Source organism: Azohydromonas australica DSM 1124 (genome assembly GCF_000430725.1).
Lineage (GTDB): Bacteria > Pseudomonadota > Gammaproteobacteria > Burkholderiales > Burkholderiaceae_C > Azohydromonas > Azohydromonas australica.
The window spans coordinates 72,260-89,969 of record NZ_KE387209.1; the positions used below are offsets into that span (position 1 = coordinate 72,260).

Here is a 17,710-nt window from a genome sequence, read left to right on the forward strand (position 1 = left end):
GAATTCAGCAGCTTGTCCAAAGCCTATCGCATGCGGCGCCGGCGTGCCGGTGCTGGCTGCGGATTCGCAGCGCCGCCTCCTGCCGTTGGCTCCGCCGAACCACACGCCCTGGGCTGCACCGAGCCGGACAGGGCGGCGGCCTCCATCGGCGCCGTGGATGCCGTCCGAACTGCCGACCCGAGCCTGGCGACAGCCGCCTTGAAGCCGGGCTGCCCGGTTGTTTCAGCGCCGGGCCCGTACTTCTGCAGTGCCAAGGCATGTGCTGCCGCGAGTGCGTTCCGGTGCGCAAGCGCGCCTGGCAGGACCTCGATGCGTTGTCCGTGGTCGATGAATACCTCGTCGCCTGCACTGCTTCGGTAGGACACCGTCCCGTTGCGCAAGACCACGAAGGTGAAACCGTCGCCGAGATCGCAAGCCACGGGGTCGACGGCCTGTGCGCCTCGAAACCCGTCCACGTGCCGTGCATCGGTCAACTCGGCAAGCCGGCGCCTCTCGCGCGGCTCGGCACGGGCCCAGCCGTGAAGCTGGCTGATGGCCGCCGCATCGCCTTGCGCGGCCCGGTCTGCCACCCATTCCCGAAAGGACATCTGCCTGTCGGCGCGGTCCTTGCGCAGGGCCGCCCTGTCCCGCCTGACCGTCGTGCGCAGTCGCTCTCGGTCTCGCAACGTTTCGAACGCGATCACGCTGTACAGCGCCTTGCGGGTGGTGGCATCGCGCACCGACGCGCGTACTTGCGCACGTTGGCACCGCGAAGCGGCACGCAGTTCCTCGAAACGCTGCTTCACGGTTGCCTCGTCAAGGGCTCGAAGTTCGAAGCCCGCTCGGTACTTCTCGTAGCGCTCCCGCAACCCGCGCAGTGCGTCGGCGCGTTCGTGACGCCGCTGCTCGCTGAGCGCCGGGTCGTGAACCGGCTCGCGGAACCGGTCATACCGCTGCTGCGCGAGTGGACGCGGCGTCGACGGCGCCTTGTAGGCACCCAACGTCCTAGTCAGGCGCGGCAGCGACAAGCTCTCATGCATGTCGCTGGCCTTGACAGGAGTCCTGCTTTCTCCACTCAGGTCGTACACGGCCAGCCCCTGTCCCTTGGGACGCAACTCCAGCCCGAAGCGCGCCAGGGTCGCGTGCAGGTTGTCCCAGCCAGGCTTGGGGCCGGAGAGCAGCTTCAGCACCGCGGCCTTGGGCTCGCCGCGTGCGTATGTGAAGAGGCTCTCGGCACCGGCATGGCGCTCCATGTCGGCAGCACGGATGGGCAGCCTCTCGGTGGTGTCTGGCGCCTGCCTGGCCCAGTCGATGACCTTCTGCCCGCCCCTGTCGAACACCGCATAGGGGCCCGAGTCATGCTTCCACCCGTGCTGCAGCTCCAGCTCGCGCATCGCGCGGTCGAGCTTGAAGTAGTCACGGTCCGGGTAGACGGCGGCGAATGTGCCGGGATGCACACGGTTGACCGCGACGTGCAGGTGCGCATGAGCCGTGTCCCGATGCACTGCGAACACGTACTGGTGATCCTGCATGCCGACCGCGCTCAGCGCATGCCGCCCGCAGGCGAAGGCCTGCTCATCGGTAGGCGTCTCGCCGCAGGGCCAGGACAGCACGACGTGATAGACCGGGTCCTTGACGCGCGCATTCTGTGCCGCCACCGCTCTCATCTCCGCTGCGGCCGTCTCCAACGACAGGCAGTTGTGTTCGCAGGACGTGCCGCTGGCCGATGTCACCCGATCGGGTTGGCCCAGGAGCCGGGCGAGCTCTCGGTCGGCGAGAGCACTTGCTGCATCTCCGTGATGTCCTGCGTCAGCGGCTTGAGCATCGCGCGCAAGTGCGGCTCGATGGGATCGGGCTCGGCACCAAGCGCGCCGATCAAGCTCGTCAGCCGGTCCAAGATGTGTGCCTGCTGCTTCGACATGGTTTCGAGCAAGGGCAAGACTTCCCTGATGTGTATGGCCATGGACCGCTCCAGACAGCGCTGAGAGTTGGAAGAAGAGCGCCTGGGCGCGTGCGACAAGTTCCGTGTCGAGCCGCGGCGCCAGCCGCAGGTACTCGCCGGCAGCCATCAGCCGGCGGCGCGTGACGTCCAGGGCATGCCGGTATGCTGCCTCGGCTGGACCGGCAGCCTCCTCCGGGCTGCCCAGCCGGCTTTCGCCGCGAAGCGGCAGCCGGCCAAGTTGCTGTGACGCGGCAAGGCGGTTCCTCGTGCTGGACACGCCCGCTGCGCCGCGGCCCCGGGCTGCTTGGAGGTGAAACTGCGCGGCATCCAGGTGGATCCGGGCCAGTTCCAGCGCCGTGGCCCACTGCGCCGCCATCCCGTGCGCCCCAGGCGTGGCAATTCCACCGCGAGCGAACAAGCCCGCCACGCGCGTGCAGAGCGCCCGGGCACGGTTGACCAGCGTCGCATCGGCTGCCGATGCTGTCCTCGCGAGTGCCTCGCCGGCTTGGTGCACGTTGCGGCGCACCTGGTCAAGAGCGTCCTGGCGGTGCACATCCGCAAGGACTGCCAGCGGGCCACGTTGGACTCGACGTGGCCGCCGTGCGGCCTGCCAATGGCCGCGGATGTGGTTTTCATCGTCTTGCGGGGCGGCACGCTGTCCAACCGCTTCCAGGTACGCTTGCGCGGCGTCCAGGTGCCCGCGCGCGTGCGCCAGCGTGTTGCCCTGGATCGCTTTCTCCTTCGGTGTCCCGTGCTGGTCAGTTCCGCACGGGCCAAGCGCTGCCGCAAGCCGCGCGTAACGCGCGCGAGCGCGCACAGAGACTTCCGGGGCCAACGAAGGGGCCGCCCGCACCAGCGACTCGCCAGCCGCCAGAACGCGCTCCCGTGCCCGTTCGATCGCCCGCATATGGCCCGCATCTGCATGAGCTCGCTCAGCCGAAATCAGCGCGGGCCGTGCGCGCTGCCGTTGCGCTGTTGCCCGCGCGTTTTCAGCGCGTGTCCGTGCTGCTGGCGCTGTGCGCATGTCGCGTCGGCTTTCAGCGTCCAGATGCTGTTGAGCTTCGCCGAGTCGGCCACCTGCCTGGGCGAGCGCCTCGCCATGCGCTGTCAGCCGGCTTGCTGTGACGTCCGGGGCAACTCTGCGCGCACCGCTTCGATCTTCAGGTTCTGCACCAGTTCGTCCATGTCGTGGCCCATGGGCACGAGCAGCCGCGCGAGCACTTTCAACACGTCCTCGGATGGCATGTCGAGCAGCTGCATCAACTCGTCCAGCAGCTTGCAGATGGTCTTCTGCTGCTCCGAGATTTTCACGAGCAGTTCCAAGAACTTGGTCGTGTCGCTGTCGGTCGCTTGAATGGAGCTCATCGTCGTCGTCCTCTTGCGGCTTCTCGCTCACGTAATTCACGAGAGCGTCGAAGCTCGACCTGCAGTCCTGCCGGCGTTGCGGCACCTTGGCCAACATGCTCAGCTTCCCAGTCGCGTGATGGCCCGCGTGATCTCGGCCAGCAGCGCCGCGTACTCGCGCTGCAGGGCACCGCCACCTTCGCGGAACAACGCCTTCTGCTGTCCGCCGAGCAGTCGCAGCTCGTTGAGGATGTGCTCGTCGACGCGCGTCTTCGTTTTGCGTCCCAGGGCCGCAGCAAGCATGAACTGGCCCACGCTCATGCCACAGTCGGCGGCCTTCTCGCGCACGGTCTGCCTCTCGTGTTCGTGGCAGCGAACCCGCGGCAGCATCGCTGTGCGCTTGCGCTTTTCGCTCATGCTCACTGGTGACCTTCCCATGCACGTCGGGGTCTCGGGGCGTGGCCCTGAGCAAGGGTCAAGCGCAGTGCAGGAAGTGCAACGACTGGAGCGCAGTCGGTTGTACGCACGCCGTTGGCGGCGGGAGTACACGCCCTACCCTGTCCCGGCACCATGCCCCTTGCCCGGTACAGCACCGTATCACCCGTTCCGTATTATGTCTAGAATGCGGAAAACAATCCCGCGTGGATCAACTTCGCTTCAGGAAATGGATGGCCCCATGGAGATCACCGTTGCACAGGTTGATGACCTCCGGTTGAAGCTGCGGGAGATGCCTGCGCAAGAAGAGACCAAGCAGAAGTTGACGCTGCAGCAGGCCATTGCCCGGATGGCCGACGAGCTCACCGAACTGCAGCGCCGGGGATACTCCATGGACGACATCGCGAACATCCTTCGCGGGACCGGTCTGGAGATTTCGCCGCAGTCGTTGAAGAGCTACCTGAGCCGCTCTCGGAACACGACCAAGCAACGCCGCGGTCGCAGCAACGCCGCTGCGACTCGCAGCAACGCCGCTGCGACTCGCAGCAAGAAGGCAAGTGGCAAGGAACCGTCTCGAGGACAAGCCGTGACATGCGGTCAGGGCGCGTCCGAGCATGCGATCGGTCACGCTCCGGTGACCCATGCACCTTCACCAATCGATGAACGTCTGGAGGGCTTGCCGGGGGACGAGAGTAGGAACAGCCACACCGACAGCACAAGCGGCCGTCCCGGGAACGACATGAGCGACAGTGCCGTGGATACCCGAGTGGATCGTGACGTGGATGGCCCTGTGGATAGCGAAGTGGATGGCCGAGTGGATCGCGCAGTGGAGCGCCGAGTTGAAACCCTTCGGGACGGATCTGTGAACGGAGCCGGGAACCTGCGTGGGGCTGTACAGAAAGACGGATCTGGAGGCGCGTCAGGCGACAGCGCTGGGGAGAGACTGCAGAACCGGGCAGACAGCCCTGCTGTCAGCAGCACGCGGGATCAACCACAAGCAGCGCATCGCAGCAGCAGTTTCGTGCCGCGCGCGGATTCCCCAGTGATCTGAAAGGTACGTCATGAAGCGACGGATTTACATTGCGGGTGGAAGCAAGGGCGGCGTCGGGAAGTCGATCCAGAGCGTTGCGCTCATCGACACGCTCACCTCTCGCGGTGAGAAGGTATTGTTGATCGAGTCCGACACCTCCAATCCGGACGTGTGGAAGATGTACAGCGGTGAAGTCCAAGCCGAGCTTGTCGATCTCGATGATGCCAACGGCTGGATCGATCTGGTGAACGTCTGCGATCAGAACCCGGATCACGCGGTCGTGGTGAACACGGCCGCGCGGAACAACCGGGGCGTGACGGCCTACGGGCAGACGCTCAACAGCACCCTGAGTGAGCTGCAGCGGGATCTCGTGACGCTGTGGGTCATCAACCGACAGCGCGACAGCCTGGAGCTGCTGCGCGACTACATGGAGGCCTTGCCCGGGTCGAGAACGCATGTGGTGCGCAACAGCTACTTCGGAGAGGAGCGCAAGTTCGAGCTCTACAACGGCTCGCAGATACGCAAGACCGTTGAAGACGCTGGCGGCCGGTCGCTGACGCTGCCGGACCTGGCTGACCGGGTCAGCGACGATCTCTACAGCCGCCGCCTGTCGATCTCTGCTGCGATGAAGGAATTGCCGCTGGGCAATCGCGCGGAGTTGGCGCGCTGGCGCGCGGATGTGCATTCGATGCTCGGGACGGTCCTGGATGGCTGAGCTCGAAACAGCGTTTGCCACACTGCTGGGCCGGCAGCCGACGCAGCAGGAGATCCAGGAGCTGTACCGGGTCAAGAACGCGCTCCACATCGGCGACAACGACGCGTTGTGGATCGTGCTGATGGCCCTTCAGTCTTACGAAACGCTGTATCGCAGGGTGCCCGCGACCATCGGCGAGGAAGTTCGCAAGATCGTGGCTGACCAGCGCACGCTGATCGCACAGACTGCTGAGGCGGAAACGAAGCGCGCATTCAACTCGCTGGCCGAAGCCGTCAGCCAGGCAAGCGTCGCGGTCGCTGCGACGGCAGCCGAGTCCCGCCGCGTCCTGGCGTGGGGCTGGGCCCTGCTGGCGCTGGTCGGGTTCGGCTCGCTGTGCATGGTGGTCGGGGCCTCGCTGGCGACGGGACATGCGCCACCCTGGCTGAGACACCCGACGGGAACAGGCATGTCCGCAGCCCTCCTCAGTGCGCTTGCGCAGACCCCCGCCGGCTGGATCGCAGCGCTCGCAGGCGGAGCGGCCGCAGTCATGGCGCTCTGGCAGTCCAGGGCCGAAATTCGCGCAGGGCAGCGTCTGGGCATGGTGGCATCCGCCCTATGCCTCATCGCGCTTTGCGTCGCTTTCCTGTTGCCGACGCTGTGACCTGCACTTGGCGGTTGCTGCTGGCACTGCTCGCACCGCGCGTCAGCAGTAGCGGCCAATGCGGCACAGCGAACTGCCGTCGCCGCCGCGACAGCTTGCACCCCGTAACCAGCACACTGGCATTGCGCACCCGCAGCGCCAGCGTGCGCCGAAAGGGTCACGTATTCAGATTGCAGCCTCGGACAGGGCACCAGCCTTCACCGCCAACTCGCGCACGGCGTCCCAGGCGCGCAGCTTCAGGCCCTCGCCGGCGCCGAACCAGGCACTCGCCATGCGTGTGTCGTCGGTCCTGCCGCGCTCGTGGTCCACATAATCCGTGACCGCGTTGAGCAGCGCCCACGCGCTGCTCGTGCCGCACAGGTCGGCGCCGATCTGCTCGCCGCCGAAGAGGTCCATGAGGCGCTTGTAGCCCCGGCTGGCGCGTACATCCCGCACCGCCTTGCCTTTCGGCGTAGCCTGGATGGACAGCAGCAAGTCGGTCATGAAGTTGTCGGCCTGCGCTTCGCTTACGGGAACCTCGGCCAGCAGCCGTGCGTCCACCAGCCAGCGCTCCCACACGGAAGCCACGATGCCGAGTTGTTGGCGCACTGCTTCGCCGTCGAACTTTTGGACGTGGGGGACTCGGACGCATTGCACGACAGCACCTTCAGTCTTGTCGGCCTCGGTCTGCCCCATGCCGGCCGCGCCGGCGGCCATCGTCAGCGTGTTGTGGCAGACCACGCGCACCGTCGTGAACTTGGCGACCGTGGCCATGGTGCCGTCGTAGCTTGTGGCCAGGAGCACGTAGGGCCGCACCACGTCGTGGCCGATCACCGGCGCGCCATCGCTTACCTTCGCGAGCCCCCACACGCGCCGGCCTTCTGCCAGCACGCCTGCGGTTTCCAGGCTGAAGCCACCCAGGTCAGCGAGCTTGCCGAAGAACTCCAGGACCTCGCCCGGCTGCACTACCCGGTAGTCCGTAGCGACCACCGAAAGCGCCGCGCCCGTGTCCGAGCGGTAAAGCACGTCCCGGCCCGCCATCGCCTCGATGCGATCCGAGGCACCGGCATGGGCACGCTGGAACAGGACGGGCGTGCGCTCGACGCTGTAAGCCAGGCCAGCCTCGCGGCGCCAGGTATCGAGATCCGCGCCGCGCGTCAGGCGCTGGCCGAGCTTGTGCCAGGGAGCATCGCCGACGTAGGCAATCGCAGCTTGGCCAGTAGAGGTGTCGATCATGTGGGCCATGGCGTTTCTCCGGTGGATAGCAGCGTGGTGCTGCCATGTCGAAATAGTACGTCGTTACGCGTAACGAGTCAATGGCGTTACGCGTATCATGGGAACATGGACAGCCCTAAGCCAAAGCCCACAGCCAAGTCGAACAAGGAACGCCAGGAGGCACTGCGCCAACGCCGCGAGGAGCAAGGCATGACGGAGCTGCGCGGCCTGTACGCCCCCACGGAGCTGCACGCAGAGATCAAGCAGCGCATCCGGCATTGGCTCAAGAGCCGCCGCTGAGGCGCCATCCACCGGCGCGTACACCTTCGCAGCTGCCGCGCCAGTGCCGTGGCCGTTGGCCGGTAGGCTTCAGTAATCGCGCTACGCTTGTAGAGCCTGGGGTCGTGCTCCTCGAAGCTCAGCTATTCCACCAGCGCCAGCAACCGAGCCCGGCTGGCCCGCTGGCGCGGTGTCGGTTCCTCCAAGTTGGGCAACAGTTCCGTCAGTTGCAAGCGCGGATTGAGTGCTACGAGGAATACAAGAGCTATGCACCGATGCGGTGGGTGACGGCCTGCAACCCGTTGCCAGCATCGCAGCCGCCGTTGAAACCGCCATTGGCAGGCGGCAGTGGTCTACGCCGTGGACAGGCGTGGTCACCTGAGCTACGCCTTCGACTTGTCTCATCCATTCGAGTCCGAGCGTCGTGCCCTGGACGGCTGCAGCGGACACGCAGGCGGCTCGACCTTGAACGCTTCGCCAGCTCGGAGCTCGATTCCGTGACGTCCTCGAACGCTCCTCTGGACGGGGCTGGCGTGGACAGTGCGATCCTGCTTCGGCACTTGCGCGCCGTATCCTGGCCGAATATTTACGCGCCTAAGGTCACCGCCAACCGGTCAACGACTAGGTGCGGGGCAGCTACGGCGTATCCATTCAGTACAACGTCGGCACGCGGCTGACCGCGTCCAAGCGTGTCGGCGAAGACCAGCACAAGCGCAACTGAACTGGGCGGCGCCGTGCAACACCACAGCTTCTGTCAGAGCCGCACAGCGATGCGGCCGCAAATCGGCTTTACTGGCGCAACCCTGCACGCTGGCGGCGTAACCCCACCGGTGCAAGAGCAGTCACCCGCCCACCGGCATCTTCGCAGCAGCCATGTGCGACTTCAGGCGCCAACTCGCCGTGCGGGGCCAACCACACCCCGAGCCAACAATGATGACCCGTCAACGTGGTTGCAATGGCAACGGCGCAGTGGGACGCTCTTCTTCACGTCTGCGAAGGCAGTACGGGAACGAGAAACCTCCAGCGGCGATGAGCGTCGCGAAGGACAACAGCAGGATCAGCATGACCGCTCCTTCCATTGCGTTGAGATCGAAACCCACTCTACGCAAACCGGGGCCGGTCGGGGACAAGCTGCCTGACGGGGTTTTCCCTCGTCTGACTTCAGTCCGTCATTTGCGCTCGCTTCAGGACGGGCAACCGTCCCGTCTGCGCTCGCCTGCCTTCCTGATCAACTGGAACAAGCAGCGCCACACCAAGTCGCCGCACCAGGCGCTGCCGTGCTCGAACACCACAGCCAGCCGGCGCCGCTCGGCCAGCGTCACACACCCGACGCGCCCATCCATGCCCTGCACCGTGTCGCCCACGGCCAGCGGCTCGCGGTAGGGATCGAACGCAGTTGCGACGCCCTCATCCGTCACGGCAGCCTGGCCTTCGTCGCCTTCGGCCGATTGCACGTGCGCCAGATACGCCGGCATGAACGCCCACGGCACGCCGTCGATCATGACCACCACCAGCTCGAGCGAGGCGCACCCGGCATACCCGACCACCACCCCCTCGCGGCCGGCCAGGGCCACGACCTCCTCGGGCGCGAAGGGCTCGAGATACTGTTCCCGCAACTCGTCCGCCGTTGCGTCCACAAACACTCGCTGTCCCGGCCGAAACGTCAGAAGCGCCACGGCGCTCGGCTGGCCTTGCGCCTCGTTCGACCCTTTCGGAAGGACGTAGTTCGGCACGAACGACAACTGCCCGTCCGGCGCGGTCTCGATAACGCCCAAGGCTGTCGTGCGACGAGCAGCGGTATACAGCCGCTTGCTCAGGTGCGGCTTGGGCGTGGCCTTTTGATCATCGGTGAGCCAGCGCCGCGACGGCGGCCGCCAGAGCAGCAGCGTCTGACACGTCCCGCCTCGCGGCCCCAGGTGTCGCGCTCCGCGACACGCCTTCAAGGCTCCACCTCTGCGGCCGTGCCGGCAAATGCAGCACCTTGCCGGTACCTGCCCGGGCTCACCCCACTGGCAGCCCGTTGAGAAAGTTGCGCTTGCCCGCGTACACCTTGCGCAGATGTGCCAGCCAGACCGCCCGCTGCGGCGCGTGCATGCGCTGCGCGATCTCCGCAACCAGATGGAGTTCCATCCGGTACGGGCTGGTGGCCCGGTCCATCGCCGCGTCGAGGACGCGCATGAGAAGCGCTGCTGCCGTATCCCGCTCCTCGGTACCGAGGTGCAGCGCGATGGTGCGCAGCGTGACCAGGGAACAGCTCGCGGGTGGTTGCACCAGCTGCGCGGCTTCGCTCCAACGCTCCTCGGCGCACAGGATCTGCGCGCGCAGCGTGACGTCGTTGGGACCGTAGCGCCCGGTTGCCATCTCGTGCAGCTGCAGCCAGGCCAGCACGCTGTCCCTCAGCGCCGCGACATCGTGCCCGGCGGCCTTGGCCGCCTCGAGCAGTGCGTGAAACGCTTCCACCTCTGGGCGGCGCTCGAACTGCTGGCGCCGCAGCACCAACGCCTCCTCAAGGCGCCCTGCACCTTCGAGGCCGCGCAGCAGTGCCGCCTGCAGGCCCGCATCGTCCGGGAACGCGCGGCAACCCTCCTCGGCCTGCAACAGCGCCTCGCAATGGCGGCCATGGCGCCCCAGCAAGCCAATCACCGCCCCGTGTCCCTGCGGTGTCGTCAAATCCTCGCGCAGCACGGCCAGCGCACCGTCGATGTTGCCCGCACGCTCCAGCTGCTCCAGGTGCATGCGTTGGAGCTCGCAGAGATTGATGTCCGACCGCGGAGGGAGACCCGCGTACCGGCCCTTGCGGCGCGCCCTGGCCTCTTCCCAACGCGCCTGCTCGGCCCGCAGCGCGTCCTTGGCCGCCCGCCAGCGCCGCTGCAGCGCCTGACGCAGGCCTTGCCGCGCGGCCTCACCCATGGCGGTCTCGGCCGCCACGGGGTCGAAGCTCTCGACGGGGTCCTCCAGCAACAGTTGCAGGTACGCCTCGCCAAACGCCCCGGGTTGAGGCCCAGCGGCCTGCAGGCAAGCCAGCCACTCGGCGCCGATGGCACGGCACAGCTCTCCAAACTCATCACCCGAGTCGTCAGCCTGGTTCATCAGCTCCCAGGCACGCCGCAATGCGTGGCTGCCCAAGGTCACTGCCGCCTGCGTGTCGCGCGCACGGGTCTGGCGCAACAGCGGCAGCACCGCTTCGCCGCGGCGCACGTACTCCCGGCCTTCGCCGAGCTTGATGTAGTGGCGCCCCGGCTCGAGCATCCCGTCGGCGATGGCCACGAGCTCGGCCGGGTCGCACGTCACCTCGCTCGCGCGGCGCCAGCACTGCAGTTCGCGCTCGACTTGGAAGTCGCTGTCGGCCATCTGCATCAGCTTCTTGGCCAGCACGGATGCCGGCAGCCCATGCAGGAATGCCTGCAGCCGGCTTCGCTCCTGCATCTCGGGCAGCGGCTCCAGACCACCGGCCCCATCGACGTCTTCAGCGCTCACGGCAGCAGCGGCGCACGACCAAACGGCTGGATGGATGCATCGGCCGAAACCTCTGCCGGGATCGCCTTCGGCTGCCTGGCTGGCGCACACCGCCGCAGGATGCATTTCCAGCCGTTGCGTGCCCTGACTGCCTCGCCCAGGATGTCGAGATACTCGTCCACGTCCACCACGCTGTCGCCGGGCAGCGGCCCCTGGGCATGCTGCTGCAGCGCCAGCAGCCGGCGCGCCGGCGTGTCGCCCAGCGCCAGGATGCAGCTGTAGGCCTCGCACGCATAGGCAAAGGTTTCGCGGCGGTGAAAGTCGATGTCCAGCAGCCACTCGCGCCGCCGAGTGGCTGCAAGCCCGATCGTCGCGCGCTTGCAGTTGTGAAACACATGCGCGGCCTCGTGTACGACGAAGTCGGCAAAGGGATCTTCCTCGGCGAAGTACGCCTGGCTGACAAAGCAGGTGGTTTCCTCGCTCAGGCCCACACAGGCCGTGCCGTCTTCGGACAGCGGCTCGCAATCCGCGGCGGCGAGGACCATGTTGGCCAGGGACCAAGCGGTGTGGGGCCAGAGCCCGGACCGCAGCACCGCCTCGATGTTGCCGGGCCCCACGAACACGACCGAACGCTTCAACAGCGCCAGCACCACAGGCCGTTCGGTCGCCGGGAACAGCCCTTCCACCATCGGCGACACCTTGCGGCGCACCCAGGGTGCGAGGTCCCCCTTCAGCGGCAGTACCGGCACCGGCCGCGCCGCCAGCCGCGCCAGGGTTTCCGTGACCAGTCCCTCGCGCAGGAACGCAGCGGCGTTGCGCGCGGCTTCCAGGAAGCTGGCGCCAGCCCAGCGGGGTGCGTCATGGCAGTCTCCCGTGGCCAGGTAGCGTTGCAGTGCGGCTTCCCGGGTTTCGACAGGCGTATCCATGCGGCGATTCTGATCGAGCCCGTCGTGAGTGACCATGCTCGCCCAGCGTCTGCAACAGGCACCACAGACGCCGCCGCCATTGAACCGACCACGGGGACGCCGCCTCAGCATGGAACCGGCCTGGCAAGCTTGACTTGAAGGTGAGATGGCGGGATGTACGATCACTTGGCGCAACCCCCGATGGACCATCAGCGCGGCAAAAGTGATGATTCACATCAAGCTGTGCATGGCGCGAGGTCTGCGCGCGGCCAGCCCGATCCCTTTGCGCGGAGCCAACGACGCCTCCAGCCTCCGGGGATCCCAGGCGCTCATTCGAGCGCCTTTCGATCTCTTCGGCGGTTGCGCCGATGGAGTCGTGCCCGTGCCGCTACGGGCTGTACTGCCGTACCTACCAGGCCATGCAACAACCCGAGTTCACCGGAACTTGCCTTGATTCGTCCGAGTCCGCCGCACGCTCCAAGCTGCCGCGGATTTCCAAGGACGCACTGAATGCCCTTGAATGCCGGTTGCGTGAACATCGGCTGAGCGCTGCGGAGGAAGCTTTCCTGACCGCACGGCTGGCTACCTACCGAAAGCTGGCGCAACTCGGCCTGTGCGACGACTGCTGTTGCTCTGCCAGCGCGGCATAGCTTCGGCCGGCTGGCGCTCCAAGCCACACGCCAGGCGGGCGTCGTTGTCGACGATCCTGGCCAAGCTGCGTGGACCGTGCTCGGCGACGCAGGGCCACCGCCACCGATTCGCATGTGACACCACCGGGCCCGGCACTGCAGCGGCGCTGGCATGGCAAGCGGCATGAGCACTCTCCACAGCGGCCTGCGGGTTCACGGCCTGCTCTACACGGACGCCTCGGAAGCACCGGACCGACGCCTGGTAGCCGGCGTCGGCATCATCCGAGCACTCATGGAGGAGAGCCCTATGCCGCGCCTGCAAGCCATCATCCCCGACGGCCTCAAGTTCGAGGACCTCGCGCTGACCCGCGACCCCGCCACCGGTACCGTGCGTTTCGAGCTCGACCCTATTCAGGCCATCTGCGAAGCCAGCGCCCTGGACTTCGACGCGCTGCTGGCCAGGGACGACGGCGCCATCTGCGCCCTCATCGCCGCCTGGTACGAGGACCACTTGAAGGACGGCGGCTCACCCGACCCGGTGCTGCCGGCGCTGGATGAGGAGACCCGGTACGAGAGAGAGCGCGGCGGCGGTTTTTCCTATCCGCCCGGCCATGCGTGAGCCGTGGTGAAGTTCGGCGTGACGGCCGGACCAGCTCCTGAAGCAGCACAAGCACCAGGCCGGGGCTCACCCCCTGTTGAAATCGATGGTGGGCAGCCTTTCGCCGCTATCGAGTACGAGCTCGCGCTCGGGCCAGCGCAGTGCCGCGAGCCGCGTCCGCTGGACGTGCTCACCACCGAGACGCTCCTGCCAGCGCCCTCCCACCGAGAAGTCCACGCAGAACACGTTGCCGCGGGCTCCCAGCCAAGTGTTGGGCGCCACGCCCTCGAACAGGTCCGGGCCGCCCTTGCCCATGGCCTGGCGCTGCAGCGGCGGGAACTGGCGCCAGTAGTGCCCCACCACCACCGGCGTTTCGTCACGGTAGCCGTCCCACCACCGCACCCGCTCGGTGAAGCGCCATTGGCCGCTGGCAAAGAACGGCACCTGGGCGCAGCGCTCGACGCCGGAGGTCAGCACCCGCAGCGGGTTGAGCATCTGGCGCGCCTCGTCACGCTGCCCCACGGCCTGCAGCATCGGTACCGCAGCAGTGGGGTCGCTGAAGCGGTGACGCCAGCGCCCCTTCTCGATACGTGCGGCTGCGTGCAGTCCCTGCACCTGCAGCGCTGCTTCGGCCTCGGCATCCATCGCCTCGAAGAGCTTGTCTGGCGGCATGTCCAGTGGCAGTGCCGCCAGGCGCGACAGCGACGGCGCATGCCACGCCGCGTGCACCACGCGCAGATCCGCGCGCGACAGCGCCAGCGGTAGCCGTTCGAAGAACGCCCGCATGTCGGCACGCTGCTGCTGGTCTTGTAGCCAGGTGAACGGCATGAACTTGGCGTCCCGGCGCGGATCTTCGTTCCAGAACCAGTCGTTGCCGTGCTTGCGCAGCCCGCGCAGCAGGTTGAGCTCGTGGTTGCCCAAAACCGCCACGGCACGCCCGGCATCGACCAAGCGCCGCACGCGCCCGACGACGCCTGGACTGTCCGGGCCGCGGTCGCACAGGTCGCCAACGAACACCAGGGTGCGGCCTTCGGCGTGGTTGCCGGCCTCGTCATAGCCCAAAGCGGCCAGCAGCGCGCACAGCGCCTCATGCTCGCCGTGCACGTCGCCCACGATGTCCAGCGGCGTGCCGGGCAAGTCGGCATGCATCGGATGTCTCCCTCGTCGTTTCGATGTTGTTGTCGCGCCATGCGCGCCTGCAGTGGTGCAGCCTTGTCCCATACCGGTCCGGCGTCTCGCCACCATGATGCCAATGGCTTGAGCGAGCTGCGCAGCGCCTCACACGCGGCGCCAATGATCCAGCGCCCGGCCACAGTCCGCTGCCGTGGTGTTATTCGCTGCCCCCCGCGCTGGCTGGGCTCCCGGCCCCCTGCGACCTCCACGGCCGCAGCGGACCATCCAGCCGATGCTGCCTTCGCTTCCCGAGGACCCGTAATCCTTCATCCGCAAGCAGGACGCGCCAACGCTGACTGGCATGTTGCTGGAGCTCGCCAGTGAGAACGAGGCCGTGCGGCGGCGGCGGCTGGCACGGCTGCAGCTCACCGAGCGGTCCGAGCGGCTGGCTGAGCATTTGCGCAATGCCTTGGAACGCTGGCGCCGCGGCGCCATGGAGGACCTCGACGAAGACGAGACGCGTGCGTTCGGCCAGTCGCTGCAAGGCTGGGTGTGCCTGGTGGAGCGCGAGCTGCTGACCAGGAGTCCGGCGACGGCACTCGAGCTGGCCGAGGCGTTCCTGGAGTGCGACGCGGCGCTCCTGGAGCACGTGGACGACCCGCTGAACTTCGTGGCGCAGGCATTTCGTGCCGGCTGCGAGCTGTGGCTGCGCGCCGCCGCGCGCTGCGAAGCTCCCGCCTCGGGCTGGCCGCAACGGCTGGCGCAGCTGGCCAGCGCCGATTCGCACGCATGGCGTGCGGCAGGAGCTGCTGCTGGACGAGTCCGCACTGCGTTGCTGGTGGACCAGCTCGAAGGCCAACTGGCGCAGCAGGTGGCTGCTCACTGCAGCGGTATCGCGCCGGCGGCGCAGGTGATGCGAATCTCTGCAGACTTGTCGTTGCTGGCACAGGCACTGCGCGACCTGGACCTGCATGTGCACACCGTGCTGCGCTACAGCCCGCAGCCGGACCCGCAACAGAAGCAGGAATACGTGCAGCGGTACTTGCAGTGCGATACGCGCGGCGCAAGCGCTGCCCTGGCTGCAGCAGGGTTGGGGCGACGTGGACTGCATGCGCCAGCGCCTGCTGGCCAAGGAGCTGGAGCGGCTGGGCCGGCTCGACGAAAGCGCTCCCGTTCGTCAAGGCCTCTTCGAGCGTTCGCTCAGCCTGGAAAACCTGGGTGCCTGGCTGGACGTCGTGCCGGCGGCGTCGCGCGCGGATGCGCTGGAAACGGTACGCCAAATCGCCAAGGACCACAGCGAGCCGGTGACCACCGCCCGGCTGCTCCTGGCCAGCGGCGACGCCACAGCTGCCGAGACAGCGCTGGTGGCCGAAGCCAGCCGCATCCGTGGCAGTGACTACCATTGGCTGGTGCCGCTGGCGCAGGCGTTGGAAGATAGCGCCCGCCTGCTTGGCCTCACGGCTGTGTACCGGGCGCTGCTCAACTCGATCCTTGACCGGACCCATGTGCGCGCCTACCACAACGCCGCGTGCTACTGGTTGCGCCCGCAGGCCATCTCGGCGCAGTGCCCGTTTCTGGACCTGCTGCAGCCGCATGCGGAGTTCGAAGCGCAGCTGCGCAGGAAACACGCGCGCAAGGATGCCTTCCGGGCTTTCGTCACGGCTTGCGCCCCATGCCCGAGGACAATGAGGATCCGGACGACGGCTCGTAGCGCGTCAGGCGCCGTCCCGCGGTCCGGGCTCCAGGCAGCCAGGCGTGCCAGACCCTTGGCCTCTACCCGGTCAGCGCCGACGCCAGGCCCTCCAGCGAGAGGGCAACTCTACGCGTGCCCTGGCGGGTATCTGAAACCGCTGCCGCGCCCCGTTTCGAGCCGTGCCTCCTCCATGAAGTCCTCGAGTACCGCATCCGGCTTGCCGCCACGCTCAAGATGCGCTTCGTACCAGGCAGCGATGAAGATGGCGACGAAGGGCTCCGCACCGTCCACGATCTGGTCGAAATCGACGCCGCTGGCCTCGCAGATGGCCTGGATCGGCGTCACATCAAAGAGGAGAGACCCATCTTCGGGGTCTCGTGACAGGTGCAGGTCGGCAAAGTCGACGCCCTCGGGAATCGTCAGGCGAAGGTCCATCACTTCGTCTTCAGCCGTTGCTCCAGGCGCTTGCCGCGGTACTGCGGCGCGAATGGCAGTGCCGTGGCAACACCTTCACGCTGAGGGCGCGCAGGGCGCTGCGTGCACAGCGCGTGGAGGTTCAACGCTGGCGCGTCACGACGCCTGGGATTCGGCCGCCGGGGTCTCGGTCGCGGACGGCTCTGCCGGCGCTGCCATGTTCTGAGGCTCAGCCCTGTCGTTGGCAGCCGTCTTGCGCGCGGCCTTCTTGGCCGGGGCCTTCTTTGCTGGCGCCTTCTTGGCGGCCGCCTTGGTGGCGGCGTCCTTCTTCGCTGCCGGCGCCTTGGCAGTGGACGTCTCGGCCGTTTCGGCCGGCGCCGCCTTGGCCGAAGCCTTCTTCGCCGCCGCCTTCTTCGTGGCACCCTTCTTGGCTGCCGCCGGCGCCTGCGCCGTGGCGGCGGGCTTCTTGGCCGCAGGCGTGGCCGTCTTCGCGCCGCGCGGCGCACGGCCCTCTTCCATGCCGAAGCGTCGCGCCAGCTTGGCGTCCTGCGTGACGAGGCTGGCAGCCTTGCCCGTCACGGACGCTTCCAGCGACACGCCGCCAGCGTCCTCCATCCTCGTGAGCGTCTGCGCGAGCTTGCCCACCGCGCGGGAGAGTTGCTTGACCGTCTTGGCACCGACGGCCAGGTTGGCCAGGTCGATCTTCAAGCGGTACGTGGCAGCCGCCGTCGGCTGCACCGACTTGCTGGCAGCGCTCACCTTCTTGGCAGCGGCCTTGGAGCCAGCGGTTTTCTTGGAGGCCGGAACTTTCTTGGTGGGCATGGTGTTACTCCCTCAACGGTGAGGACGGAATTGGTCCGACGAGAATTATCACCGCACGGCAAAGCCGGTCCTTGGGCGTTGATCCGCGCAACCGGTCTCGACCTTGATGCCGCCGGCAAGTCATCGTCCCACAAGCCCAGGAGACGCAGTTTTTCGGGACCGCTGGCACGCACCATCCCAGCGCGGGGGGAGTCGCAAAGCCGCGATTCCTTGTGCCTGTTCGGTGGACGTAGGAAAAGCCGGCAAGCTCAGCCCGGGAGTGGCGATTACTCTTTGACTCAGGTGTCCGAGCAACCGGCGTCTGTGCTCAATTTTTAAGCAGACACCAAGTCGCTTTCCAAATCAACGGTTTACCGCACCTCCCAGGCGCTGCTTCACAGAGTTGTCCACACAATCTGGGGACAAGCGGGTCGATGGTTTCAGACACCATCATGGCGATCGAACGGCTTACGCAAGGACATAGAGGCGGACACCATTGAAGTCCACGCACGCGGAGGTTTGCTTTGCCGGCCAACGGCGGTT

General features: G+C 67.0%; 19 protein-coding genes and 2 pseudogenes. 9 read left to right on the forward strand and 12 right to left on the reverse strand.

Features of this window, described 5'->3' with window-relative positions:
* Positions 1–23 precede the first annotated feature (23 nt).
* A complete protein-coding gene (gene traI, locus H537_RS46425) occupies positions 24–1,712 on the reverse strand; it encodes a TraI/MobA(P) family conjugative relaxase (protein WP_259375251.1) in 1,689 nt (562 codons plus the stop codon).
* Positions 1,709–1,942 (reverse strand): hypothetical protein, encoded by a 234-nt coding sequence (locus H537_RS0130695; RefSeq protein WP_029000944.1) that lies wholly within the window; start codon positions 1,940–1,942, stop codon positions 1,709–1,711. Before H537_RS0130695 ends, traI begins: the two co-directional genes overlap by 4 nt.
* Before the next feature lie 25 nt (positions 1,943–1,967).
* Here H537_RS0130695 and H537_RS0130700 point away from each other — a divergent pair, with 25 nt between their 5' ends.
* Positions 1,968–2,168: a hypothetical protein gene (locus H537_RS0130700; protein WP_029000945.1), complete on the forward strand. Its 201-nt coding sequence runs from the start codon at positions 1,968–1,970 to the stop codon at positions 2,166–2,168.
* An 860-nt stretch (positions 2,169–3,028) separates the two neighbouring features.
* Here the strand turns inward: H537_RS0130700 and H537_RS46430 are convergent.
* Positions 3,029–3,286, reverse strand: coding sequence for a hypothetical protein (locus H537_RS46430; protein WP_051243716.1), 258 nt, complete (start codon positions 3,284–3,286; stop codon positions 3,029–3,031).
* 99 nt (positions 3,287–3,385) lie between these two features.
* On the reverse strand, positions 3,386–3,682 hold the full coding sequence (gene mobA / locus H537_RS0130715; protein ID WP_238446868.1) for a plasmid mobilization protein MobA: 297 nt from the start codon (positions 3,680–3,682) through the stop codon (positions 3,386–3,388).
* A 259-nt stretch (positions 3,683–3,941) separates the two neighbouring features.
* Between mobA and H537_RS53590 the strand changes: the two genes are divergently transcribed.
* The 3 genes from H537_RS53590 to H537_RS0130730 are packed head-to-tail and all read left to right on the forward strand — an operon-like array spanning position 3,942 to position 6,085.
* Positions 3,942–4,751 (forward strand): hypothetical protein, encoded by an 810-nt coding sequence (locus tag H537_RS53590; RefSeq protein ID WP_156902035.1) that lies wholly within the window; start codon positions 3,942–3,944, stop codon positions 4,749–4,751.
* Positions 4,752–4,761: 10 nt separating this feature from the next.
* Positions 4,762–5,445 (forward strand): nucleotide-binding protein, encoded by a 684-nt coding sequence (locus H537_RS0130725; protein WP_029000947.1) that lies wholly within the window; start codon positions 4,762–4,764, stop codon positions 5,443–5,445.
* Positions 5,438–6,085, forward strand: a complete 648-nt coding sequence (locus H537_RS0130730) for a hypothetical protein (RefSeq protein WP_029000948.1) — start codon at positions 5,438–5,440, stop codon at positions 6,083–6,085. The genes H537_RS0130725 and H537_RS0130730 overlap by 8 nt, the downstream gene beginning before the upstream one ends.
* A 165-nt stretch (positions 6,086–6,250) precedes the next feature.
* On the opposite strand, the gene H537_RS0130735 is transcribed toward H537_RS0130730, so the two are convergent.
* On the reverse strand, positions 6,251–7,309 hold the full coding sequence (locus H537_RS0130735) for a DUF932 domain-containing protein (protein ID WP_051243719.1): 1,059 nt from the start codon (positions 7,307–7,309) through the stop codon (positions 6,251–6,253).
* A gap of 96 nt (positions 7,310–7,405) precedes the next feature.
* Here H537_RS0130735 and H537_RS53595 point away from each other — a divergent pair, with 96 nt between their 5' ends.
* Positions 7,406–7,579: a hypothetical protein gene (locus H537_RS53595; protein ID WP_156902036.1), complete on the forward strand. Its 174-nt coding sequence runs from the start codon at positions 7,406–7,408 to the stop codon at positions 7,577–7,579.
* A gap of 920 nt (positions 7,580–8,499) precedes the next feature.
* Here H537_RS53595 and H537_RS56360 read toward each other — a convergent pair.
* The 4 genes from H537_RS56360 to H537_RS46435 all read right to left on the reverse strand — a co-directional run bounded on the left by H537_RS56360 (position 8,500) and on the right by H537_RS46435 (position 11,976).
* Complete coding sequence (locus H537_RS56360; RefSeq protein ID WP_259375252.1) at positions 8,500–8,622, reverse strand: hypothetical protein; 123 nt, start codon at positions 8,620–8,622, stop codon at positions 8,500–8,502.
* 120 nt (positions 8,623–8,742) lie between these two features.
* The gene (locus H537_RS0130745) at positions 8,743–9,333 is read right to left on the reverse strand and encodes a hypothetical protein (RefSeq protein ID WP_029000950.1); all 591 of its coding nucleotides are present in this window, start codon (positions 9,331–9,333) and stop codon (positions 8,743–8,745) included.
* 226 nt (positions 9,334–9,559) lie between these two features.
* Positions 9,560–11,035, reverse strand: coding sequence for a tetratricopeptide repeat protein (locus H537_RS0130750; protein WP_029000951.1), 1,476 nt, complete (start codon positions 11,033–11,035; stop codon positions 9,560–9,562).
* Entirely contained in the window at positions 11,032–11,976 is a 945-nt protein-coding gene (locus H537_RS46435) for a hypothetical protein (protein WP_156902037.1), read from the reverse strand. Before H537_RS46435 ends, H537_RS0130750 begins: the two co-directional genes overlap by 4 nt.
* Positions 11,977–12,338: 362 nt before the next feature.
* Here H537_RS46435 and H537_RS53600 point away from each other — a divergent pair, with 362 nt between their 5' ends.
* Positions 12,339–12,569 (forward strand): hypothetical protein, encoded by a 231-nt coding sequence (locus tag H537_RS53600; protein ID WP_156902038.1) that lies wholly within the window; start codon positions 12,339–12,341, stop codon positions 12,567–12,569.
* Positions 12,570–12,732: 163 nt separating this feature from the next.
* Entirely contained in the window at positions 12,733–13,167 is a 435-nt protein-coding gene (locus tag H537_RS46440) for a hypothetical protein (protein WP_051243722.1), read from the forward strand.
* A 66-nt stretch (positions 13,168–13,233) separates the two neighbouring features.
* Here H537_RS46440 and H537_RS0130765 read toward each other — a convergent pair whose 3' ends face one another.
* A complete protein-coding gene (locus tag H537_RS0130765; RefSeq protein ID WP_029000952.1) occupies positions 13,234–14,295 on the reverse strand; it encodes a metallophosphoesterase in 1,062 nt (353 codons plus the stop codon).
* A 316-nt stretch (positions 14,296–14,611) separates the two neighbouring features.
* Here H537_RS0130765 and H537_RS56905 point away from each other — a divergent pair.
* Positions 14,612–15,034: pseudogene (locus H537_RS56905) on the forward strand (DUF6880 family protein); the annotation flags it as partial.
* Positions 15,035–15,368: 334 nt separating this feature from the next.
* Positions 15,369–15,845 (forward strand): annotated as a pseudogene (locus H537_RS56910) (DUF6880 family protein); the annotation flags it as partial.
* Between the two features lie 233 nt (positions 15,846–16,078).
* Here H537_RS56910 and H537_RS46445 read toward each other — a convergent pair.
* Positions 16,079–16,387, reverse strand: a complete 309-nt coding sequence (locus H537_RS46445; protein ID WP_043460765.1) for a hypothetical protein — start codon at positions 16,385–16,387, stop codon at positions 16,079–16,081.
* 135 nt (positions 16,388–16,522) lie between these two features.
* On the reverse strand, positions 16,523–17,188 hold the full coding sequence (locus H537_RS46450) for a hypothetical protein (RefSeq protein ID WP_043460851.1): 666 nt from the start codon (positions 17,186–17,188) through the stop codon (positions 16,523–16,525).
* Between the last annotated feature and the right edge of the window lie 522 nt (positions 17,189–17,710).